This is a genomic window from Pseudomonas sp. P105, assembly GCF_032614175.1.
GTDB lineage: Bacteria > Pseudomonadota > Gammaproteobacteria > Pseudomonadales > Pseudomonadaceae > Aquipseudomonas > Aquipseudomonas rhizophila.
The window spans coordinates 2,597,194-2,619,861 of the sequence record NZ_CP126693.1 but is presented as its reverse complement, the minus strand read 5'-3'; the positions used below and the strand labels follow the sequence as shown (position 1 = coordinate 2,619,861).

19 protein-coding genes are annotated in these 22,668 nt (G+C 61.9%); 5 read left to right on the top strand and 14 right to left on the bottom strand.

What is annotated here, in order from left to right; translation table 11 throughout:
- The first annotated feature begins 39 nt into the window (after positions 1-39).
- Genes QOM08_RS11865 through QOM08_RS11855 form a run of 3 tightly spaced genes read left to right on the top strand, consistent with a single transcriptional unit; the run spans position 40 to position 2,414 of the window.
- Entirely contained in the window at positions 40-861 is an 822-nt protein-coding gene (locus tag QOM08_RS11865) for a molybdenum cofactor biosynthesis F family protein (protein WP_316912994.1), read from the top strand.
- Complete coding sequence (locus QOM08_RS11860; protein WP_316912993.1) at positions 854-1,654, top strand: SDR family oxidoreductase; 801 nt, start codon at positions 854-856, stop codon at positions 1,652-1,654. Before QOM08_RS11865 ends, QOM08_RS11860 begins: the two co-directional genes overlap by 8 nt.
- Positions 1,647-2,414: an SDR family oxidoreductase gene (locus QOM08_RS11855; protein WP_274090842.1), complete on the top strand. Its 768-nt coding sequence runs from the start codon at positions 1,647-1,649 to the stop codon at positions 2,412-2,414. The genes QOM08_RS11860 and QOM08_RS11855 overlap by 8 nt, the downstream gene beginning before the upstream one ends.
- A 160-nt stretch (positions 2,415-2,574) precedes the next feature.
- On the opposite strand, the gene feaR is transcribed toward QOM08_RS11855, so the two are convergent.
- From feaR to QOM08_RS11840, 3 genes are all read right to left on the bottom strand, one after another.
- A complete protein-coding gene (gene feaR, locus QOM08_RS11850) occupies positions 2,575-3,537 on the bottom strand; it encodes a transcriptional regulator FeaR (protein WP_188251606.1) in 963 nt (320 codons plus the stop codon).
- Between the two features lie 123 nt (positions 3,538-3,660).
- Complete coding sequence (locus QOM08_RS11845) at positions 3,661-4,281, bottom strand: DUF3156 family protein (protein WP_076385135.1); 621 nt, start codon at positions 4,279-4,281, stop codon at positions 3,661-3,663.
- Positions 4,226-5,725: an APC family permease gene (locus tag QOM08_RS11840; protein WP_139050442.1), complete on the bottom strand. Its 1,500-nt coding sequence runs from the start codon at positions 5,723-5,725 to the stop codon at positions 4,226-4,228. Before QOM08_RS11840 ends, QOM08_RS11845 begins: the two co-directional genes overlap by 56 nt.
- Positions 5,726-6,017: 292 nt before the next feature.
- On the opposite strand from QOM08_RS11840, the gene QOM08_RS11835 reads away from it, so the two are divergent.
- A complete protein-coding gene (locus QOM08_RS11835; RefSeq protein WP_107323238.1) occupies positions 6,018-7,346 on the top strand; it encodes an alginate export family protein in 1,329 nt (442 codons plus the stop codon).
- A gap of 39 nt (positions 7,347-7,385) precedes the next feature.
- Here QOM08_RS11835 and QOM08_RS11830 read toward each other — a convergent pair whose 3' ends face one another.
- A complete protein-coding gene (locus QOM08_RS11830) occupies positions 7,386-8,357 on the bottom strand; it encodes a methyl-accepting chemotaxis protein (protein ID WP_316912992.1) in 972 nt (323 codons plus the stop codon).
- Between the two features lie 213 nt (positions 8,358-8,570).
- On the opposite strand from QOM08_RS11830, the gene QOM08_RS11825 reads away from it, so the two are divergent.
- Positions 8,571-10,058 carry an aldehyde dehydrogenase family protein gene (locus QOM08_RS11825; RefSeq protein WP_274090838.1) on the top strand — a complete coding sequence of 496 codons (1,488 nt, stop codon included), beginning with the start codon at positions 8,571-8,573 and terminating at the stop codon, positions 10,056-10,058.
- 15 nt (positions 10,059-10,073) lie between these two features.
- Here the strand turns inward: QOM08_RS11825 and yghX are convergent, their stop codons facing one another.
- The 10 genes from yghX to QOM08_RS11775 all read right to left on the bottom strand — a co-directional run bounded on the left by yghX (position 10,074) and on the right by QOM08_RS11775 (position 22,658).
- The gene (gene yghX, locus QOM08_RS11820; protein WP_160892512.1) at positions 10,074-10,964 is read right to left on the bottom strand and encodes a YghX family hydrolase; all 891 of its coding nucleotides are present in this window, start codon (positions 10,962-10,964) and stop codon (positions 10,074-10,076) included.
- A 91-nt stretch (positions 10,965-11,055) separates the two neighbouring features.
- Complete coding sequence (gene mqo / locus QOM08_RS11815) at positions 11,056-12,699, bottom strand: malate dehydrogenase (quinone) (protein WP_316912991.1); 1,644 nt, start codon at positions 12,697-12,699, stop codon at positions 11,056-11,058.
- 485 nt (positions 12,700-13,184) lie between these two features.
- Complete coding sequence (locus QOM08_RS11810) at positions 13,185-14,555, bottom strand: hybrid sensor histidine kinase/response regulator (protein WP_047229924.1); 1,371 nt, start codon at positions 14,553-14,555, stop codon at positions 13,185-13,187.
- Positions 14,539-15,702, bottom strand: a complete 1,164-nt coding sequence (gene ercA, locus QOM08_RS11805) for an alcohol dehydrogenase-like regulatory protein ErcA (protein WP_076385145.1) — start codon at positions 15,700-15,702, stop codon at positions 14,539-14,541. The genes QOM08_RS11810 and ercA overlap by 17 nt, the downstream gene beginning before the upstream one ends.
- Before the next feature lie 113 nt (positions 15,703-15,815).
- Positions 15,816-15,887, bottom strand: a complete 72-nt coding sequence (gene pqqA, locus QOM08_RS11800) for a pyrroloquinoline quinone precursor peptide PqqA (protein WP_003243383.1) — start codon at positions 15,885-15,887, stop codon at positions 15,816-15,818.
- Between the two features lie 239 nt (positions 15,888-16,126).
- On the bottom strand, positions 16,127-17,647 hold the full coding sequence (locus QOM08_RS11795) for an aldehyde dehydrogenase family protein (protein WP_316912990.1): 1,521 nt from the start codon (positions 17,645-17,647) through the stop codon (positions 16,127-16,129).
- Positions 17,648-17,914: 267 nt separating this feature from the next.
- Positions 17,915-19,690: a PQQ-dependent methanol/ethanol family dehydrogenase gene (locus QOM08_RS11790; protein WP_076385149.1), complete on the bottom strand. Its 1,776-nt coding sequence runs from the start codon at positions 19,688-19,690 to the stop codon at positions 17,915-17,917.
- 209 nt (positions 19,691-19,899) lie between these two features.
- On the bottom strand, positions 19,900-20,772 hold the full coding sequence (locus QOM08_RS11785) for an alpha/beta fold hydrolase (RefSeq protein ID WP_274090835.1): 873 nt from the start codon (positions 20,770-20,772) through the stop codon (positions 19,900-19,902).
- A 178-nt stretch (positions 20,773-20,950) separates the two neighbouring features.
- Entirely contained in the window at positions 20,951-21,886 is a 936-nt protein-coding gene (locus QOM08_RS11780) for a quinoprotein relay system zinc metallohydrolase 1 (protein ID WP_316912989.1), read from the bottom strand.
- A gap of 16 nt (positions 21,887-21,902) precedes the next feature.
- Complete coding sequence (locus tag QOM08_RS11775; RefSeq protein WP_139050450.1) at positions 21,903-22,658, bottom strand: quinoprotein dehydrogenase-associated SoxYZ-like carrier; 756 nt, start codon at positions 22,656-22,658, stop codon at positions 21,903-21,905.
- Positions 22,659-22,668: the final 10 nt, after the last annotated feature.

Here is a 22,668-nt window from a genome sequence, read left to right as displayed (position 1 = left end):
ATGATCCGGGTGGCTATCTCATCCAACCGGAGTCTTGCAATGACCACACCTACAGACTGGATCACCGTCGGCGCCCTGGCCGACGGCTTTGCCCCTGAAGCGTTCATCCTGCCGAACCTGGCCGACCTGAACGGTAAGACCTTCACGCTGAATTTCGCCAATGGCTGGCAGATCGAACACCGCTTCGAACAGCAAACCCTGTCATGGAACGCGGCCGATGGTCATTCCAGCGGCACCGCGCCTTATCGGGCCACGTCGGTGCGTCCAGGCCTCTACCTGGTGGATTTCGTCAAGCACGAAGGTGCACAAGCCTGGTCGGTCAGCCTGGTACTTGATACCGCTCACGCGGCGTTCACCGCAGTGATCGGCAGCATGCCCGAGCAGGAACAAACTCGCGAAGGTCTGTACAGACGCGCACTGGCCGGCCAGCCACTGACGGGGGTCAAGGTAGAGTTCCTTCACGGCAGTCTCGACCGCCCCTGGCAGCAGGGCCTGTGCCCACATGCACCGACCACCGAACTGGTGGGCCTGCGCAACCTGTATCGCTACAGCCCCAGCGAAGTCTACGAACACATCTATCTCAACGACCGGTTCTATTCCTGGCAGTGCCTCAAGGGTGTCGAACAGGGCCTGTGCGATACCGACCGGTGTGACACCTACAAGATCGCCGATCAGTTGTACCTGTTCGTCTGGCGGGAAAAGATCATCCCGACCCTGGGCCTGGTGCTGATCGACATGCAGCAGCACCGCAGCGACGGCAAGATTTTCGGTTATGCCGGCGCGTCTTTCGATGAGTTTTCCAATTTCCCCGTCAGCTCCTACTGCCAGGTTCTCAACCGGACGGAATATCCCGATGCCTGAATTGCGCACCATCGTGATCACGGGCGCGGGCACTGGCATCGGTGCCGCCTGCGCCCGGTTGTATGCCGCTGAGGGCGCCAACCTGGTGCTGATCGGCCGACGCCGCGAACCCCTGGCGCAACTGGCCGAGGAAATAGGCGGCCTGGTGCTGGTGGGCGATGCCGCGTGCCCGACGACCTGGGACGGCTTCGTCGCACAGATCCGCGAGCGTTATGGCCGGCTCGATGTGCTGCTGGCCTGCGCTGGCGGCATGGGCCTGGGCAGCGCCACCCAGACCAGCCCGCAGACCTGGGAAGCGGCCATGCGCAGCAATCTCGACAGCGCCTTCTACAGCGCCCGGGCGTGCCTGCCGCTGCTGCAGGAAAGCGCTGGCAACATTGTGCTGATCGCATCCATCGCGTCGTTGGCGGCAGGCCCGCAAGTCTGCGGCTATACCACCGCCAAGCACGCGCTGCTGGGGCTGAACCGCTCCCTGGCGCGCGATTACGGCCCGCGCGGGGTGCGGGTCAACGCCGTCTGCCCGGGCTGGGTGCGCACGCCGATGGCTGATGAGGAAATGCAGGTCTTGATGCAGTTTCACGGCGAAACGCTGCAGCAGGCCTACGACAGGGTCTGCGCGGACGTGCCATTGCGCAGGCCCGCCAGCGCGCTGGAGATTGCCCATGTGTGTCGCTTCCTGGCCTCGAATCAAGCCTCGATCATCACTGGCGCGGCACTGGTGGCCGACGGTGGCTCCAGCATCGTAGACGTACCAACCCTGGCCTTCAGCCGGATGGAGGTCACGGATGCCTGATGATCTGGATTTCAGCGCAAAAACGGTGCTGGTCACAGGCGGTGCCCAGGGTATAGGCCGGGCCATCGTCGAAGCCTTCGCCTGGCGTGGGGGCCGTGTGGTGATCGCTGACCTGGACCTGGCACAGGCCGAGGCGGTGGCGAGCGAATTGACCGCTACAGGTTGTCAGGTACAGGCCGTGGGCGTGGACCTGGCCGATGCAACGGCGATCAGTACGCTGATGGCTGATCTGGAGCAGCGTCTGGGGAGGCTGGATGTTCTGGTGCACAACGCCGGGTACTTTCCCCTGACACCCTTTGCCGGGATCACACCAGCGATGCTTGAGCGCACGCTGGCAGTCAACCTTTCGGCGCTGTTCTGGCTGACTCAGGGAGCATTGCCGATGTTCCGTCGGCAGGGCCAGGGCTGCGTGCTGGTGACCTCCTCGGTCACCGGCCCGCGGGTGGCTTATCCAGGGCTCAGTCACTATGCGGCGTCCAAGGCCGGAGTCAACGGGTTCATCCGCAATGCGGCACTGGAACTGGCGAGTGAGCATATCCGGGTCAACGGCGTCGAACCCGGGATGATCGCGACACCGGCCATGGCGAACCTGGGGGATGATGCGGTCAATCAAGACATCGCCCGTCGGGTACCGCTGGGACGCCTGGGCACCCCGTCCGACATCGCCGGCGCCATGCTCTTTCTGGCATCGGACCTGGCCGCGTATGTGACCGGACAAACCCTGGTGGTGGACGGCGGCTCGACCTTGCCCGAGGTTTGAGCGTGTGGGAGCGATGCGTCGGCTGGCGATGCTGTCGACGCAGCCGTCATCACCGGCAGCCCTGCTCCCACAGCCCCATCCTCCCCCCATCCACTGTGGGAGCGAGCCTGCTCGCGATAGCCGAAGGTCAGCTTGAGCCGACCCTGAATGCGCCCGCCACTCAAATCACCCCCTGTACCTGTTGCAGATGGCTGGCACGAAATTCCTTGGGCGATAGCTCGAACTGTTTCTTGAACGAACGGCTGAAATGGGCCGAATCGGTGAAGCCCCATTTGTAGGCGATCGAAGTGATGGATTCGTCCCGCAGGAACGGATTGGTCAGGTCATCGGCGCTGCGCTTGAGCCGGGCCCGCTGGATGTAGCGGCAGACGCTGTCATCCTGTTCTTCGAATAATCGGTACAGATGTCGCACCGAAATGTTCAGACGGTTGGCCAGGCCCACCGGGCTCAAGCCGGGCTGGGTCAGGGACTCGTCGATGACTTTCTGCACATAACTGCGCAAGTGATTGCCTTGCAACGCAACGCCGTCATCCTCCGATCCGGTGCCCTGCTCCAGGGCCGAACCGAGCAGCGAAACAAACGCATTCTGCAAAGCTTCGCCTTCTCCTGTGGCGCCCTCACCGTCGGGAGTGTCCTTGCACAGCTGATCCATCAAGACGTGCAACATGCGCCCACAAGCCTTGCGCGAGGAGATCTTGCCGAAGGTCCGGGTTTCCCCGCCCAGTTTCCTGGACACATCCTGGCGGGACAGAGACAACACCGCGTGTTCTATCAGGCCGAACGGGCTGATCTCGAGCGAGCCCACCGAATCCATCAATAGCAGTTCGCCGGGCGCCAGCTGGATGCTCAGGCCGTTCTGAGTAATGCGTGAATATCCACTGCGCTGACTGACCAGGAAGCAATCCTGGTCGTCATCGTGGTCGGGATTGGGCGAGTGACGCTTGATACAGCCAGCGTTGGTACGCAAGTTGGCGAGGGAAAGACCGCCACGGAAGAAATTCGACACCTCACCGATAAACAGCGCGCGATTAAAGGCCAGTTCCGTCTCGAAATGGCCGCAAGTCGCGCGCAGATCCCGGTTCCAGGTCTCCAGCCCGTCTTGCCCAACCTGATGCATGCTCATGGCGCTCTCCGCAGTGGCTTATTGTTTTTGTACGGCAATAGTTAACATGTTATCTATATGCACGCAACAAGTACCTGATCGCCAGAGCAGTAGCACAATTGATGCCAGGGCAAAGCCCACAAATCAGAGTGTTCCCAGCACCCTTTGCAAGCCGCTCAAGACCGCCCACAAGGCAATCCGTTGCTCGCGGCTCAAAGCAATGTAGCGCCGAAAGGCCGGCATCCGATTCACCACCTCACTGCCGCCCATGTGCTCCAGCCGCACGCACCACTGGTGGTCTTGCAGATCGATGCGCAGGCGTTTGAAGTCCAGCGGCATGAGGGCTTGGTACAGCGCCGGATCGCCCTCTATGGCCGTCTTCAAACGAGCCGACAGCTGATTGTCCCCTTCCTTGAGCCGACAACGAATACCCTGGCGACGCACGGCCCCGCCATGGTGCAGTTCCACGCGGGCCGTGCCCTCTCTCGACGCAGGCACGCGCAGCACGAACTCGGTCATCACCAGGTGCATCAACAACTGCGACTCGGTGCGCTCGACGATCTCCACCTGCAAGCAACCATCATCGGTGACGGCCATCGCCGTCACCGGGCCGGACATCTCGAATCGCGCCAGCCCGAGGTTGCGCCGCAAGTGTTCCAGCGTCACCCCGGGACGATAACCGACCGGGGCACGGTGGGCACTGAACAGCTCAGACAGTCTTCGCAGCACGTTCGTCAAACTCGCTGACAGGTTGCCCTGGCTCATGGGAAAACTCCTTGGCCAGCACGTCTTCCACCGACGCGGGCTTGAATGGATTGACCTTCTGCACCACCAGGGTCCAGAACAAGGCGTAGGCCGCAGTGCCACCGAGCATCACCGCGAATGGAACGTAAATGTCTGCCGGATTCATGCCTGGTGGAGTGATGAACCACATGCCGATGACGATGCCGACACTGGACAGGATCTGAGGCAGCGGGAAAAACGGTGAGCGATAGGCCCGTGGCAGATCCGGACGACGGATCCGCAGGCTGATCACCGACACGGTCACCAACAGGTAGGCAAAACTCCAGGCACACACTGCAGCCAGCACCAGGTGCATGATGTTGTCGGTATTGCCGCCGAGCCACAGCGCGTGCAGACAGGGAATCAGCATCGCCACAAGGATGCACAGCACGGGGGTCTTGAAACGAGGGTGCAGATAGGTGAAAAACCGCGGCAGCGCACCATCCACCGCCATGCCATACAGAATCCGCGGCACACCGGCCATCAGGGTGTTGATGGTCGCCGCTCCGGCAAACAGGAAGCCGATCCCCAGCCACATCGGGCCGATATCGCCCATGACCTGCTCGGCGAATCGCGGAATCGCCATGGGCGTGTCCAGCAAGTGCACGCCGCTGGTGGCATCGAGCAGCACGTTTTCGACCTGGCGCTTCATCGCCGCGCCATAAATGAACATGCACGTGGCAACGCCGAACAACCCCAGCATCATGGCCCGCGGCATGGTCGTGGCCGAGCGCCGCAGGTCCGGCGCCAGTGGCGTGACGAACTCGCAACCGACAAACATGAACATGGCCATGCCCACCAGCGACAGCACCGTCACCAGGTCGGTGCCCACCACGGATGCGCCAAACCACCCCTCCAGCTCCACCGCCGGAGCGGCGATCAAGCCCAATACGCCGAACACCATCAGGGTCGTCCACATGCCGAACGTGAGGATGATCTCGGCCCGGCCGAAGGCGCTGACACCAAACGCGTTCAGCACGCCGAAGACCACGACGAACCCTACACCCAACAGCCAGGAGCCACCCGCCGATTCGGCCAGGGTGTTGAGGTGCTCGAAATTCACCAGGGCCATGACCCCGGCCAGGATCGTTTCCGCAGTCCCGGCGAACACATGGACAATCAGGTAGGCCGACAGCGTACCGGTGATTGCAAAAAAGCGTCCCATGCCACAGTTGATGTAATCGTAGACCGAGCCGGTGGTGGGCAGGATCGAGGCGGCTTCGGCGAAGGTGGTCGCCTGGGCCAGCATCATGACCACGGCGATCAACATCGCCACGGCAAAGGCGCTGCCGCCAATACCGAAGCCCATGGTGGCGGTGAGAATCACCGGGCTTGCCATGATCAGGCCAATGGTGCTGGCCAACGCGGTGGGAAAGCCCACCGTACCCCGGTTCAAGTGCTCGGTGAGCCTGTCATTGATCGACATCGTGAAGATCCTCGAAAGCGGATTTTTAGTATGGATGCCACTGCCGTCCAGGAGCCGGCGCTCAAGCCTTCCCCAGCCAGTCCCTGATCGAAACGGCGTCGCGTGCAGGATCACTGTGCGCCGCCCTCGGCCCGAGCGTCTTGCCCGTGTCTGCCGCCGGTTTTGTTGCTGCCTGCCAGCGCTCGCGCCTTGGCGGGCTGGATCAATTATCTGGCAGGCAGGTAAAAGACTTCCCTGCCCCGGTCTCCCCTTAATGGGCGCTCTGATGTCCTATCACACTGGGGAAAACACCATGGAGCACACCCGCAATACACCTTTGCTGCGCAACGCCATCGGCCTTGGAATCGCCCTGCTGGTGGCTGATTCGTCGGCCCAGGCCTATGAGCTTTACGCCGACGACGACACCACGGTTACCGGCAACTTCCTGGCGGTCTACGGGATGTTCAATAGTCGCAAGAACTATGACGGCACCCGCGGCGGCTCAAGTTGGCGTGAGGGTTTTATCAAGTATGGCCTGAGTATCGACCAGACACTCGGCGCCATGGGCAGCGTCTACGGGACGGCCAATCTGGTCAGCTCCGGTACCTGGGGCGACGGCGATGCCGCGGGCCTGAGCGACGGATCCGAACGCACCACCAAGTTCGATGAAGCGTTTGCCGGCTGGCGTTCAGGGGATCTGTTCCCGGCGCTGGGCAAGGACGGCGTCGACCTGTCCTACGGTCGCCAGGTCATTACCCTCGGCGATGGTTTCATCATCAATGACGACGGTCTGAACCTGGGCAAAGGCGTGGCCGACGGTGAGTTCAACCGCGGCGGCGCCTATTACCTGGCGGCCCGTCATGCCTTCGACAAGACCGCCGTGCTGCGCCTGGGCGGCCAGGAAGGCGTACACGGCAGCCTGATGTGGATCAAGTCCGACAACCGCGCCCAGGCCAATACCGAAATGGCCGCCGGTACCCTGCAATACAGCGCCGCACCAGGCACCCTGGGGCTGACCTACATCCATGGCATCGACGTCGATGATCGCTACGCCAGCGAGTTCCAGAAGCAGCGCGAAGGCATGGACATCTACAGCCTGCGGGGCGCGGGGAATGCCGGCATCGACAATGCCCACTTTGCCTTCGAATACGCCTGGCAGGACAAGGACGCCGGCCCGGAGAAAGCCTGGTACACCGAAGCCGGCTACACCTTCGCTGAGCTGCCCTGGACCCCGGACCTGACCTATCGCTACAGCCGCTACTCCAAGGACTGGGACTCGATGTTCAACGGCACGAGTCGCGGCTATGGCACCTGGTTCCAGGGCGAAGTCACCGGCAACTATTCCGGGCCGTTCAACAGCAACACCGCTGTCCAGCACCTGGGGCTCAAGCTCAAGCCAACAGAGGCAGTGACTATCGGCGCGCTATTCTTCGACTACAAGACCCTGCACACCCGCGACGCGCTGAATCTCGATGGACGGGAGCTGGACCTGTATGTGGAATGGGCCGTGAACGAACACCTGATCGTCACGCCACTGGTGGGTCTGTACAAGCCGGAAAAGGACGCGAGCAACGGCGGCAATCAAGTGAGTGGCAACGGCACCAATGTCTACAGCCAACTGGTGGTAGCGGTTCCATTCTGAAGCAACCGGGAGCTGCCCCGAAGGCAGCTCCCGGGCGAATTATTGTTTGTGCTGATGCAACATGGTCTGGATCTGATGGGTCGCCTGGCGAGTGCTTTCTGCCAGTTTGCGCACCTCATCGGCCACCACGGAAAAACCGCGCCCGACCTCGCCCGCCCTGGCCGCTTCAATGGCGGCGTTCAAGGCCAGCAGATTGGTCTGCTCGGCGATGCCCTTGATCACCCCCACCACGGTGGCAATCTGGGCGTAGGTCACCTGGTTCTGCTCCAGCATGCGCTGGTGGGTGGATTGGGCCGAGCGTTCATCACTGATATCGCGCACCGCACCGATGACCCGAACCAGGCGTGCGTGCGAATCCCGTAACGCCCGACCACGCTCGCGACACCAGATGTAATCCCCGCTTTTATGGCGCATCCGGTATTCGAATACGTACTCGCCGCTGCCCTGGGAGCCAAGGATTTCCCGCTCGAAAATCGCCATGATCTTTGGCAGGTCGTCAGGGTGGGTGATGCTGACCTGGGCATCCCAGCCATCGGGTAACTCATCGGCGGTGTAGCCCAGCAGCGAGCGGAACTGACTGGAAAAACGCATGGCGCTGGCGGGGTGCTGCAGATCGCCATTGACCACCGTGATGTCCCAGCAGCCTTCGGTCAGGGTCGATTGCAGCAGCTCCCAGATGTGCGCTTGCTGCTGGAGTTGCTGCAACTGCTGGCGGTGTTCATCCAGGCGTGCTTCAAGCCGATGCTCGCGCTCCAGGGTCTGTTCCAACTGCTGGCGAGCCACCTCAAGTTCATGCTCACGTTGCCGGCCTCGCGCGCTCTGCTCGCTCACCTGTGCCTGGGCATTGTGCAGGTCTTCGCTTGCCTGCGTCATCTGCCGTGCGTGTTGCTCAAGACAGTCCCGCAGTGACGGATACACCTCCAGCATCGGGGCGTCGCCGCCCTCTCCGGCCAATGCGCGTTGTATTTGCGCGATCAACGCCAGCTTCTGTTTGTTGGTCTGGAGAAACATCGCCCGCCCCTTTGCCCGTCAGTCGAAACACTGATCTGAACGCAAACCGGTCGCGCTGGCTTGTACATGGCTGCAATGGCTTTTGCTCCTGGCTGCCAGCCCCTCCCGGAAACTGGCAGCCACAGACATACCCCGCGGCAGGCACAGTCAAGCCGCATCGGCCCCCAGGGATTAACCTCCAGACTTTCCCTTGCCCGCGATCAGGAAACCCTCATGAGCGATATTGCCCTGCTGCCTCAGGTCGAAGCTTTTCTCGCCCGACACCACGCGCTGTTCATCGACGGTCGTTATGTCCAAAGCCAAAGCGCGCAGACGCTGGACGTCGTCAACCCCGCCACCGGCCAGGTCATCGCACAGGTCAGCGAAGCCTCGCCAGGCGATATCGATGCGGCGGTGGAGTCGGCGCGGCGCGGGTTCAAGCAGTGGTCTGCGGTGGCACCGGCGGTGCGCGGTCACGTGCTGCTCAAGCTGGCGGACCTGCTGGAGCGCCATCGCGAAGAACTGGCGCAGATCGAAACCTGCCAGTCGGGCAAGATCATCCAGATATCCCGCGCTTTCGAGGTCGACCAGGCCGCGCATTTTTTGCGTTATTACGCCGGCTGGGCCACCAAGATCAGCGGCCAGACCATCACCCCGTCGCTGCCCTCCTTCGCTGGTGAACGCTACACCGCGTTCACGCTGCGCGAACCGGTGGGCGTGGTGGTCGGCATCGTGCCGTGGAACTTCTCCACCATGATTGCCATCTGGAAACTCGCCTCGGCACTGGTGACCGGCTGCAGCATCATCATCAAACCCAGCGAGTTCACGCCGCTGACCATCCTGCGCATCGCCGAACTGGCCATGGACGCGGGCCTGCCACCGGGTGCCCTCAACGTGGTGACCGGCGGTGGTCAAGTAGGCAAAGGGTTGATCGAGCACCCTGGCACAAACAAGGTTTCGTTCACCGGTTCCGTGCCAACCGGCCTCGCCGTCGGCCAGAGCGCCATGGGCGCCGGGCTGACCCGTGCCACACTGGAACTGGGCGGCAAGAATGCGGCGGGTTTTCTGCCGGACGTGGCGGCGGACGTGGCGGTCAACGGCATCATCGAAGCGGGTTTTCTGCACTCAGGGCAAATCTGCGCGGCGGCCGAGCGGTTCTTTGTCCATCGTTCGCAGCTTGAACCGATCATGGACAAACTGGCCCAGCGCCTGAGCAAACTCAATATCGGCTCGCCCCTGGACGAAGCCACCGAGTTCGGCCCGGTCACCAACCGCCAGCATCAGCGCAAACTCGGTGAGTTCTTTGCCAAGGCCCGGGCGCAAGACAACACCATCATTCACGGCGGCAAGTTGATCGACGGACCGGGCTGTTATGTCGAGCCGACCATCATCCTTGCCAACAGTCGCAGCGATACCTTGCTTCACGAAGAGACCTTCGGCCCGATCGCCACGTTCTTGCCTTACGACAGTGAAGAAGAACTACTGGAGCTGATGAACGACACGCCGTTCGGCCTGAGTGCCAGCCTCTGGACCAATGACCTGGGCAAGGCCCTGCGCATGGTGCCCGCCATCGAAGCCGGCACCGTATGGGTGAACATGCACACCCTGCTCGACCCGGCCGTGCCCTTTGGCGGCAGCAAGTCTTCGGGGATGGGCCGGGAGTTCGGCAGCGCCTTCATCGACGACTACACGGAACTCAAGTCCGTGATGATTCGCTACTGAGCCGCGACGTGGCGCTCACCCCAGGTAACGCTTGAACCACTCAAGGGTGCGCCCCCACGCCAGTTCGGCAGCCGCTTCGTCATAGCGCGGGGTCGAGTCGTTGTGGAAGCCATGGTTGACGCCCGGATAGATATAGGCCTGATAGGTCTTCTTCCCGGCCTTGAGCGCTGCTTCATAGGCCGGCCAGCCTTCGTTGATGCGGGTGTCGAGTTCGGCGTAGTGGATCAGCAACGGTGCTTTGATTCGCTGCACGTCCTCAGGTTTGGGCCCGCGCCCGTAGAATGGCACCGCCGCGCCGAGCTCGGGATACGCCACGGCGGCGGCATTGGCCACCCCGCCGCCGTAGCAGAAACCGGTGATGCCGACTTTCTTGCCGCCAATGGCGTCGTGTTTCATCAGAAACTCAACAGCAGCGAAAAAATCGTTCATCAGCTTCTCGGGATCAACCTGCTGCTGAAGCTCGCGCCCCTTGTCATCGTTACCCGGATACCCGCCCACCGAGGTCAGGCCGTCCGGCGCCAGCGCCACGAAACCGGCCTTGGCCACACGCCGGGCGACGTCCTCGATATAGGGGTTCAAGCCACGGTTCTCATGGGCGACCACCACACCGGGCACCGGGCCGCTAGCCTTGGCTGGCCGGACCAGATAGCCGCGCACCTGACCGTGACCGTTGGGAGAGGGATAAGTGATGTACTGCGCCACGATATCCGGGTCGGTGAAGTTCACCTGCATCGCTTGGGCATAGTTGGGGCTCAACGACGCCAGCAGTGCGCCGGCCGTCAGCCCGCCCACCGCAAACTGACTGGCCCGCTCCAGGAAGATCCTTCGGGATATCTGGCCGTGGGCGTAAAAATCGTAAAGCTCGAGCAGTTCGGGGGCAAAGTCCTTGGCGGTCAGGCGAGTCATGGTTTGATCCTCTTCGGGGATCGAAAAATCATAGACGAAAAAAAACGCCGCTCGATGAGCGGCGTTTTTTATTCACCAGACAACGTCCGGTTTACAGCGCCATGTCGGCCGCCGGGTTGCTTTGCGGGGCAGCGACCGGCGCAGTCGGTGCAGGCGCGGTGCGCTGCTGGCCGATCGTCGGTGGCGTGTCCAGCTGCAGGACTTCGCTGGTGTAAGCCCACTCCTGAGCCACACGCTCAGGGCTTTCGTTGAGCTTGGTGCCGTAGCTTGGCACGATCTGATGCAGTTTTTCCTGCCAGGCCGGGGTGGCGACCTTGTCCTTGAAGACCTTCTCAAGCACCGTCAGCATGATCGGCGCAGCAGTCGAGGCACCTGGCGAAGCACCCAGCAGAGCGGCGATGCTGCCGTCCTGGGAGGCGACCACTTCAGTACCCAGTTTCAGAACGCCGCCCTTCTCTTCATCACGCTTGATGATCTGCACGCGCTGGCCGGCCTGCCACAGGCGCCAGTCTTGCTGCTTGGCGTCCGGGAAGTATTCCTTCAGGGCGTTGAAGCGATCTTCGTCCGACTGCATCAACTGGCCGGCCAGGTATTCAACCAGCGGGTACTGTTCGATACCCACCTTGGTCATCGGCCACACGTTGTGGGTGGTGGTGCTGGTCAGCAGGTCAAAGTACGAACCGTTCTTCAGGAACTTGGTGGAAAAAGTGGCGAACGGGCCAAACAGAATCACACGCTTGCCGTCGAGCACGCGGGTGTCCAGGTGCGGAACCGACATCGGCGGTGCGCCAACCGAAGCCTTGCCGTAGGCCTTGGCCAGGTGCATCTGGGCGATGGTTGGGTTCTCGGTCACCAGGAACGAGCCGCCCACCGGGAAGCCGGCGTATTCACGGGCTTCGGGGATGTCGGCTTCCTGCAGCAGGTGCAAGGCACCGCCGCCAGCGCCGATGAACACGAACTTGGCGTCGGTCTCGGTTTCGCTACCGTCCTTCAGGTTCTTGTACGCAACGCGCCAGGTGCCGTCTTCGTTGCGGGTGATGTCCTGCACTTCGCTGGACAGCTTGAGGGAGAAGTTCGGTTTGGTTTGCAGGTGAGCAGCAAACTGACGGGTGATTTCGCCGAAATTCACGTCGGTGCCCAAGGGACTCCAGGTGGCCGCAACTTTCTGGCTCGGATCACGCCCTTGCATCATCAGCGGTACCCACTTGTTGATCTGCTCGCGATCTTCGGAGTACTGCATGCCGGCGAACAACGGGCTGGCCTGAAGGGCTTCGTAGCGCTTCTTCAGGAACGCGATGTTGTCCTCGCCCCAGACAAAGCTCATGTGCGGGGTGGAGTTGATGAACGAGCGCGGGTTCTTCAGCACGCCGTTCTTGACCTGCCAGGCCCAGAACTGACGGGAAACCTGGAACGCTTCGTTGATCTCGATGGCCTTAGCGATTTCGACCTTGCCATTCTTGTCTTCGGGCGTGTAGTTCAGCTCGGCCAGCGCGGAGTGACCGGTACCGGCGTTGTTCCAGCCGTTGGAGCTCTCTTGGGCAACACCGTCCAGGCGCTCGACCATTTCCATGGTCCAGTCCGGTTCCAGCTCATTGAGCCAAACGCCGAGTGTCGAGCTCATGATGCCGCCACCAATGAGCAGGACATCCACTTTTTTTGCCTCGGCGGCGTGCGTGGTCGCAAGACCCATCGCCATCGCCAGGCCCAGCAGCGCCGTGTGTGTTTTCTTCAACATGTGTGTATCCCTAGGGTAGAACGCCATTCCGCCCACCAGTCCGGCAATGATAGACCACGCCATGGCCGGCATACGGCATGACTGGGGTCGAGACGAGACTGGAGGATGGACCTACAGGGGCCGAGAATCGTCGGCCTCGCTTTTATGTCTCTCCGGCGCTGACTTCTTGTAGGTCTTGGCTTCAGCTGGGTGAGGGACACTGCAAAACGCTTGTAATCGGGCCAGACATGGCCGCGCCCGATTGTCGCAGCGGGGGGAGTTTACAGAATGAACTAAACAGACCGAAGCCTCTTTTTTCATTCAAGGCATAAACACCGACCAAATGACGGCGTTTTGATGGCGCACTGGCTGAAAAATGTGGGAACGAGCCTGCTCGCGATGGCGGTGGCGCATTAGACAGTGATGCAAGCTGACCCAGTGCTATCGCGAGCAGGCTCGCTCCCACAAGGGATTGTTGGTGAAATCTGGCGTCACCTCTCCACCCGCTACCCGAGCAACTGACTCAACACCGCCCGCAATTTGCCGGGCTTGACCGGTTTGTTGAGCAGTGGCGCATTGAGTTTGCGCAAGGCGCGGCGGCACTGGTCGCTGCGATCGGCGGTGATGATCACCGCCGGGATCGTCTGTTGGAAATGCTCGCGCAAGTGCTTGACCACTTCGCACCCGACGACGCCATGATCCAGGTGGAAATCCGCCAGGATCAGTTCCGGCGCGCGGCCTTGCAGCACGTCAAAGGCACCCGCCTCGTCCGTGGCGGTCAACACGTCACACCCCCACTGCCCCAGCAGCGCGGCCATGCTTTGCAAAATGCTCAGCTCATTGTCGATGACCAGCAGACGGCGGCCAGGCAGCGGGTTACCGGCGACGGCCTGGGCGGGCATCTGGGCCATGGGCAGCAGTCTTTCAGCAGACAACGGCACCTCGATGCTGAATACCGAACCGCGCCCCGGGCGGGAACGTACCTGGACCCGATAACCGAGAATGTGGGCGATACGCTCGACAATCGCCAAACCCAGGCCGACACCCTTGCGATCGGCAGCGCGACCTACGTCCAGCTGGTTGAACTCCAGGAAGATCGACTCCAGGCAGTCGGCAGCAATACCGCGCCCCGTGTCCCAGACCTCCAGGCTCAACCGCTCGCCCCGACGCCGCGCGGCCAACAGGATGCCGCCCTGAGCGGTGTAGCGACAGGCATTGCTGAGCAGGTTGCGCAAGATCCGGGTCATCAGCCGCAGGTCGGTCATCACTGTTTCGTCGCCGAAACGTACCCGTAGCTCCAAGCCGGCAGCGCCAGCCACCGATTGAAACTCCGAAGCCAGCGGCGCGAGCAACTCATCCAGCCGATACGGCGCCAGGTCCGGCCTGACTGCAGCCTGGTCCAGCCGGGAGATGTCCAGCAGGTCGGTGAGCAGGTCTTCCGCCCCTTCGAGCGCCTGGTGGGTACGCTCCACCAGCACGTGTTCGGAGGTGGGCAGCGAGCGTTCGCGTAATGTGGCGATCAGTAGGCGTGCGGCGTTGAGCGGTTGCAGCAGGTCATGGCTGGCGGCGGCCAGGTATTTGTCCTTGCTGCGGTTGGCCGCCTGCGCAGCGTCCCGAGCGTCGCGCAGTTGTTGTTCGATCAGCTCGCGTTGGGTGATCTGTTGTTGCAGGTTGCGGTTGGCCTCCAGCAGTGCGTCGGTACGTTCGGCCACCCGCTGTTCCAACTGATCGTTGAGCTGTTGCAGGTGTTGCCGAGCCTGTTCCAGCTCATCGAGGCGCGCGGCCAGTTCCGGATAGTGGCTCTTGCGCGTGGAGTGATTGCCCAGTCCCAGCAGCCCGGCCAGGGCTTTTTGCTGTTCGTCAGAGGGCTTCGCCATAGACGACCTCGACATCCCGCTGGCTCGACTCCCGAGGGTTGGTGAGAATGCACGGGTCATGCATAGCATGTTGCGACAGGAACGGAATATCCGAAGTACTCACCCCGTGCAGCCCCAGGGTTTCGTGAAAGCCGATGGTGCGTTTGAGGGCAATCAGGTGTTCCACCAGCCGGGTGCGGATCTGCCGGTGATTGAGGCCCCGGCAATCGATACCCAGCGTCTGGGCAATCACCTTGAAACGTTCGGGCGCCGAGTTGTAGTTGAACGCCACCACATGCTCCACCAGCACCGCGTTGCACAAGCCATGGGGCAAATCCAGGAACCCGCCCAGGCTGTGGGACATCGCGTGCACCGCACCGAGAATCGCGTTGGAGAACGCCAGGCCGGCCTGCATGCTGCCCAGCATGATCTTTTCCCGCAGGGCGACATCCGCCGGGTTGGCGATCATCTGCACCAGGTTGCTGTTGATCAGGCGCATGGCCTCCAGCGCATGGGGGTCGGTGAGCGGGCCGTGGCCGGTGGATACAAACGCCTCGATGGCATGCACCAGCGCATCGATGCCGGTGCAGGCGGACAAAAACGGGTCCATGCTCAGGGTCGTTTCCGGGTCGATCAGCGACACGTCCGGCACCGCGGCCTTGCTGACGATGGAAAACTTCATGCGCTCTTGCTGGTTGGAAATGATCACGAACTGCGACACGTCCGCCGAGGTGCCGGCGGTGGTGGGAATCAGGATCAACGGTGGGCTGGGCACGTGCAAGGTGTCCACGCCTTCGAATTCCAGGATATTGCGACCATGGGCAACGACGATGCCGATGCCTTTACCGCAATCCATGGGGCTGCCGCCACCGACCGCGACGATGACATCGCAGTGGTTTTCCCGGTACAGCTCGGCCCCGAGCATGACTTCTTCGACCCGGGGATTGGGCGAGACGGCACTGTAGATGCAGTAATCGATGGCCTGGGCCTGGAGACTGGCCTCGACATCGGCGACCCATCCTGCGGCGATCACGCCGGGATCGGTGACGATCAGCACCTTGCGTGCGCCGAACGTCTTGGCGTAATTGCCGACATTGTGCCGGCAACCGGCGCCAAACATGATTTCAGGTGAAACGAACTTGCGCAGCGGGCTGAGACTCTGGCTCATCGGTAAGCCTGTTCTTATTGTTCCGGGAATACCCTGAGCCTAAAGCATCCCACCGTGATTGCAATCAGACCAAATGGGTAGCCCGGCCTGAACATCTCAGGCCGGGCCAACGCTCATCGGTTGGCGAAGTACATCGTCACTTCAAAGCCTATACGCAGGTCGGTGTACGCGGGTTTAGTCCACATGGGTCTTTCCTCTTCTTGTACCGGGCCATTCCGGCAACGTCATTAATGCACGCTGTACCCGGCGTTCGAATGCTACTTTCGAAGCGGTGGGTGGGGTGCGTTGGTAGCAATGCTGCAATCACACAAATCCAAATGTGGGAGCGAGCCTGCTCGCGATGACGTCGGAACATTCAACATAGAGGTTGAATGATCTACCGCTATCGCGAGCAAGCTCGCTCCCACAGGGGGGTGTTTCTGGGTTAGAAGAAGCCCAACGGATTAACGTCGTAGCTCACCAGCAGGTTCTTGGTCTGCTGGTAATGGTCGAGCATCATCTTGTGGGTTTCACGACCCACGCCAGACTTCTTGTAGCCACCGAACGCGGCGTGGGCCGGGTACAGGTGGTAGCAGTTGGTCCAGACACGCCCGGCCTTGATTGCCCGGCCCATGCGGTAGGCGCGGTTGATGTCGCGGGTCCAGAGACCGGCGCCGAGACCGAACTCGGTGTCGTTGGCGATCGCCAGGGCTTCGGCTTCATCCTTGAACGTGGTCACGCCCACCACCGGGCCGAAGATCTCTTCCTGGAACACGCGCATCTTGTTGTGGCCCTTGAGCAGGGTCGGCTGGATGTAATAGCCGCTCGACAAATCCCCTTCAAGATGTTCCGCCGCGCCGCCCGTGAGCAGCTCGGCGCCCTCCTCCCGGGCGATGTCCAGGTACGAAAGAATCTTGTCGTACTGCTGCTGGGACGCCTGGGCGCCGACCATGGTTTCGGTATCCAGCGGATTGCCGCGCTTGATCTTGGCGATCTTCTTCATGACCTCGGCCATGAATGGCGCGTAGATCGACTCCTGCACCAGCGCCCGTGATGGGCAGGTGCAGACTTCGCCCTGGTTGAAGAACGCCAGCACCAGGCCTTCGGCGGCCTTTTCGATGAACGCCGGCTCGGCCTGCATGATGTCTTCGAAGAAGATGTTCGGCGACTTGCCGCCCAGCTCCACGGTGGACGGGATGATGTTCTCGGCGGCGCATTTCATGATGTGCGAGCCCACCGGGGTCGAGCCGGTGAAGGCGATCTTGGCGATGCGCTTGCTGGTGGCCAGGGCTTCACCGGCTTCGCGGCCAAAGCCATGGACGATGTTCAACACACCGGGCGGCAGCAGGTCGGCGATAAGCTCGACGAACACGGTGATCGACAACGGCGTCTGCTCCGCTGGCTTGAGCACGATGCAGTTACCCGCGGCCAGGGCCGGGGCGAGTTTCCAGGCGGCCATCAGCAGCGGGAAGTTCCACGGGATGATCTGTCCGACCACGCCCAGCGGTTCGTGGAAATGATAGGCGGTGGTCAGTTCATTGATCTCGGCGGCCCCACCCTCTTGGGCGCGGATGCAGCCGGCAAAATAACGGAAATGGTCGGCCGATAGCGGTACGTCGGCATTGAGGGTTTCGCGCACGGCTTTGCCGTTGTCCCAAGTCTCGCTGACAGCCAGGCGTTCCAGGTTCTGTTCGATGCGGTCGGCGATTTTCAACAGCACCAGGGAGCGATCCTGCACCGAAGTCTTGCCCCAGGCATCGGCAGCGGCGTGGGCTGCGTCCAGGGCCTTGTCAATGTCAGCGGCGCTGGAGCGTGGGAACTCGGCGATGACCTCGCCGTTGACCGGGGACGTATTGGTGAAATACTCGCCGTTAACCGGCGCGACGAATTCGCCGCCGATGAAATTGCCATAGCGCGGCTTGAAGGTAACGACGGCGCCTGGGGTTCCGGGTTGTGCATAGATCATAATGGGCCTCTGCCTGGTCGATGCCTGTCGCGGGACAGGCGATAGGCCGATGGTAGAGAGCCCCGCATGCTGGACGAATGCGTCATTGGCAGGGGGGCTCTCGTTATTTGGTCGTAGGTTTTGCCGCGATCCGAGGATGAATCGGAGCTTTTATGTGGGAGCGAGCTTGCTCGCGATGGCGGCGGATCAGTCACCATCGATGCAAGATGTTCTGGCCCCATCGCGAGCAAGCTCGCTCCCACAGGTTCTACATTTGCCAAGGTTGGCTCAGCGCTTGGCCACCAACTCTTTCGGCAACTTGAAGGTCCAGAGCATGCCGCCCTGGTTGAAGTCCTTCACGCGCTTGGCCACTTCGCCGCCCCACAACGGCACCGCGCCACCCCAGCCCGAGAGCACGGAGACGTATTGCTCGCCATCCATTTCCCAAGTGATGGGCGAACCGAGCACACCGGAGCCGGTCTGGAATTCCCAGACCTTTTCCCCGGTCTTGGCGTTGAAGGCCTGCAGGAATCCTTCAGGCGTGCCGGTGAACACCAGGTTGCCCTTGGTGGTCAGCACTCCGCCCCACAGCGGCGCGAAGTTCTTGTGACGCCAGACCTCCTTGCCAGTCTTGGGGTCGATGGCCCGCAGCACACCGATGTAGTCCTCGTTCAGCGGCTTGATGGTGAAACCGGCCCCCAGGAACGCCGCGCCCTTCTTGTAGGCGATACCTTCGTTCCAGATGTCCATGCCCCATTCGTTGGACGGCACGTAGAACAACCCGGTGTCCTGGTTGTAGGCCATCGGCATCCAGTTCTTCGCCCCGAGGAACGCCGGCGCGACAAACACCGAGCTGCCCTTGGCTTCGCTGCCCGGCGCGCCCGGACGGCCGGCCTCGTTGTAGATCGGCCGCCCTTCCTTGTCCAGGCCGCTGGCCCAGGTGATCTTGTCGACAAACGGGAAGCCGCGGATGAACTTGCCGTTGGTGCGATCGAGCACGTAGAAGAAGCCGTTGCGGTCGGCGGTGGCCGCAGCCTTGATGTCCTTGCCCCCTTCCTTGTAGTTGAAGGAGATCAGTTCGTTGACGCCGTCATAGTCCCAGCCGTCGTGAGGGGTGCTCTGGAAGTGCCATTTGATGCTGCCGTCGTCTGGGTTAAGGGCCAGGCGCGACGAGGAATAGAGGTTGTCGCCAGGGCGCAGATGGGAGTTCCACGGTGCCGGGTTACCGGTGCCAAACAGCAGCAGATTGGTTTCCGGGTCGTAGTAGCCGCCCAGCCAGGGCGCCGCACCACCGGTCTTCCAGAGATCCCCCGGCCAGGTCTTGCCGGCTTCGCCACCGGAAATGCCATTCTCGATAGCCTTGCCGTCCTTGTAGACATAACCCATGTGCCCTTCCACGGTCGGACGGGTCCACAGCAGCTCGCCGTTTTTCGGGTCGTAGGCGCTGATCTTGCCCACCACGCCGAACTCGCCGCCCGCCACGCCGGTAATCAGCTTGCCATTGACGATCATGGGCGCGGCGCTGATGGAATAACCTTCCTTGTGGTCAGCGACTTTCTTGCTCCACACCACTTTGCCGGTGTCTTTGTTCAACGCCACCAGCTTGGCGTCCAGGGTGCCGAAATACACCAGGTCGCCATACAGCGCCACGCCACGGTTGATCACGTCGCAGCAAGGACGAATGTCATCGGGCAGGCGCGCATCGTATTGCCAGAGTTTCTTGCCGGTGCGTGCATCCACCGCGAACACCCGAGAGTAGGAACCGGTGAGGTACATCACCCCATCCTTGATCATCGGCTGGGCCTGCTGGCCGCGCTGCTTTTCACCGCCGAAGGAGAACGCCCAGACCGGACGCAGATCCTTGACGTTATTCACGTTGAGCGTGTCGAGCGGGCTATAGCGTTGGCCCTGCACGCCGAGGCCGTTGGTCACGACCTGCTGCGGGTTTTTCGGGTCCTGGAGAATTTCCTGATCGGTCACGGCGGCCAAGGCCGAACCGGACAGCAGCATGGCACTGAGCAGCAGGCTCACGGCGAAGGGCTGGCGACGTGCGGGATGAGTCATGACGGCTACCTCTGCGGTTATTGTTATACCCGGGAAATTTTCCCGGTCTGCCGCAGATTCTTGGCCTTGGGGCCGTCGTCAACAATTGCCCGCTGTGTTGAGTTTTCTAGTTCCTTGGTACATGTGAAGACGGGATTGGACCGTTACAACGCTGTTCCCTCAGGAAGCCGATAAGGTGGCGCCAGCCTTGCGTGAACGGCATGCCGGCTTCAGGGCGAGTCGGCTTGGAAAAAATCGCGCAAGATTCGGGCGAATTCGTCGGGACGTTCGTCGGCCGGCCAGTGTCCGGCACCTTCAATGACGGTCCCACTCAGGTGCTGCGCCACCGGTTCGAGGAGCAGGCTGGTCTTCTCGGCGAACCCCCATCGACCACCAATGCCGAGCACGGGCATCTGCAGTTTGCCCCGCCGAGCGGTTTCGGAATGGTCGTCCATGTCCTGCCAGACCGCAGCGTAGTAATTGAGGCCCGCTCGCAGCGCGCCTGGTTTGATGATCTGCCGGACATATTCCTCGAAGTCCTCGCCGCTCACGCCCTCAGGGTTGGCGGACATCTTCCAGAAGAACCAGGAGAGCAGCTCGCGCTCCTTTCCGCGAATGAACAGTTCCGCAACATCGGGCTGGGTGAAGAAGCTGAGTTGCCAGCTGCTGGCAACGTCCCAGTCTCGAGACGGCGTCAGCTTGGCCTCGTAGCCGAACCCCGGCAGCGCATATTCGGCGAGGGCCAGCCGTCGAACGTCGTTGGGGTGCGCGCCGGCATATTGGTAAGCAACGCCAACACCGTGATCGTAGCCCACAAGGAAGACCGGCCCCAGGTTGAGCTTCTCGATGAGGGCTCGTAGATCGCGCGCCATGGTCCGCTTGTCGTAGCCCCCGGGCGTAATCGACGATCCTCCGGCCCCGCGCAGATCCGGGGCAATGATTAGATACTGGTCGGCGAGTTCCGCCATGACCCGATTCCACATCAGAGAGTGTTGTGGCCAGCCATGGAGAAGGACGATCGGTGCCCCTTGCCCGGTAAACCGATAGTGCATTTCGATGCCATTGGCGTGGACTTTGTCGTGGAGGATTTTTGTGATGGTCATTTCATCGCTGCTCCAGAGTTCTGCCTTGCGTAGAAAGCACTCTGCGGCCATGACATCTTCGGTTCCGCGACTTCGGCTATTTTTTCAGGCACCACACCCCTGCTGTGTCCTTAACAATGACCTTAGACCAAGGCCCGCTTTTTTTCATTTTTGGCGCTAGCCGGGGGATTTGCCGGGACTACTCAATCTTGGCATCTACTCGCTTCATCCCTACCCGCTCATAACGCGGATAAAGATGACTGACACTGCGAATCAATTCATAGCGACTCAGGCTGATCCCGGCAAAACGCTCGGGGATGGGGCTGCGGATCATCTCGGCCATGTCATCGCCCCGGGCCGCGCCGTCGCGCATCAGTTGGTCGAGCCAGCTGAGGTGGTCGCGCATTTGCAAGAAAGGCCGGGCATCGCTCGCCACTGGACCATGGCCGGGTACGATCTGCTTCCACGACAGGCTTTGCAGGGTGTCCAGATCCTTGAGCCAGACCTCCAGACCGGGGCTGTTCGGGGTGGTCAGGGCTCGTTCGTAGAACACCAGATCGCCGGCAAACAACACGCCGGTGGTTTCATCGAGGATCGCCAGGTCCGCCCCGGTGTGCCCGGCCAATGCCAGCAGACGCAACGAATGGTTGCCGACCTTCAGCGGACCGGGAACCAGCACTTGGTTTGGCAACACCACTTCGGTGCCACGCATCCAGTCACCGACCAGCCGGTACATGTTCTCGGCCATGGCATCGCCCTGCTGGCGCAACAGATCCGTGGTCCCCGCCAGCGCGCCGATGGAGACGTCGCTGAAGGCCTGGTTGCCCAAGACATGGTCGGGGTGATGATGGGTCAGCAACACCTGGACTACCGGCTTATCGGTGATCGCGGCAATCGCCTGGCGCAAGGCCTGCCCGTAGCGCCGGGACGGGCCGCTGTCGATGACCACCACGCCGGCCTCGGTGACAATAAAAGCGGTGTTGACGATGTTGCCGCCGTTGGCCTTGGCAAAATTGTCCGTGCTGCCTTCCAGCAGCCAGGTGCCTTCGGCGATCTGCCGGGGCTTGAGTGAATAGTCCGCTGCGGCCCATGTCGGCAGGCACAGGCCCAGCCAGATCAGCAACAACCAACGCATGGCGCGCTCCTTGTGGTCAGGGGACCGTAGCCTCGAATTCATTGCCGCTGTTGTCACGCAACAACAGGCGGGTCTGCCCGGGGCCTTGAATGTCGAAGCTCAGGTTGGGGTTTTCGCTGACGGCCGGGAACAGCTCCAGGCGCGCCAGCACCTGGCCGTCGGCGTCCAGCAACTGCGCCTGGTTGAGGTAAAACTCCGGGATGCCGCTCACCAGCCCATTGTCCATCGGGTGGGCGACTTGCAGGCGCAGGCGGCTGTCTTCACCTCGGGGGTAACGAGCTCCCAGCACTTCGCCCAAGTGTTCTTCCCAGCCCGGCTGGGTCCGCACCACGCTTGGCGCGGTGCAGCCGCCACCGGCCGCGTCGATCAGTGTCGAGCCGACGTGCCACAGCCCGTCACGGGTCTGCACGGCAGCGCGCAACGGCGTGGCCTGCTCGATGCGAATGCGGATCGACAGCCAGGGCAGCACCCGCTCCCCCGGCTGGAAATCGACGATCTTGGGCAGCGGGTTCAGTTCGGCCCAAACCAGCATGCGCACCACGTCGCCGGTGAATGCGCGGGCATCGATCTGCAATGGCACCTGGCGCGCGTCTTCGGCAAAAGGCGGCGCCAGCAACCGGACCCGGTCGTCGAACACGAACGGCGCCTCACCCAGCAATTGTTTGTGATAGAAGGCCCACATCACCGAGGGCACCGGGTCCTTCCCGGTCTCGAGCGCCGTCGCCGTCAACGGCAGGCAGCACAACAGCAGACCCCACGCTCGCCAGTTCATCCCTGCGCTC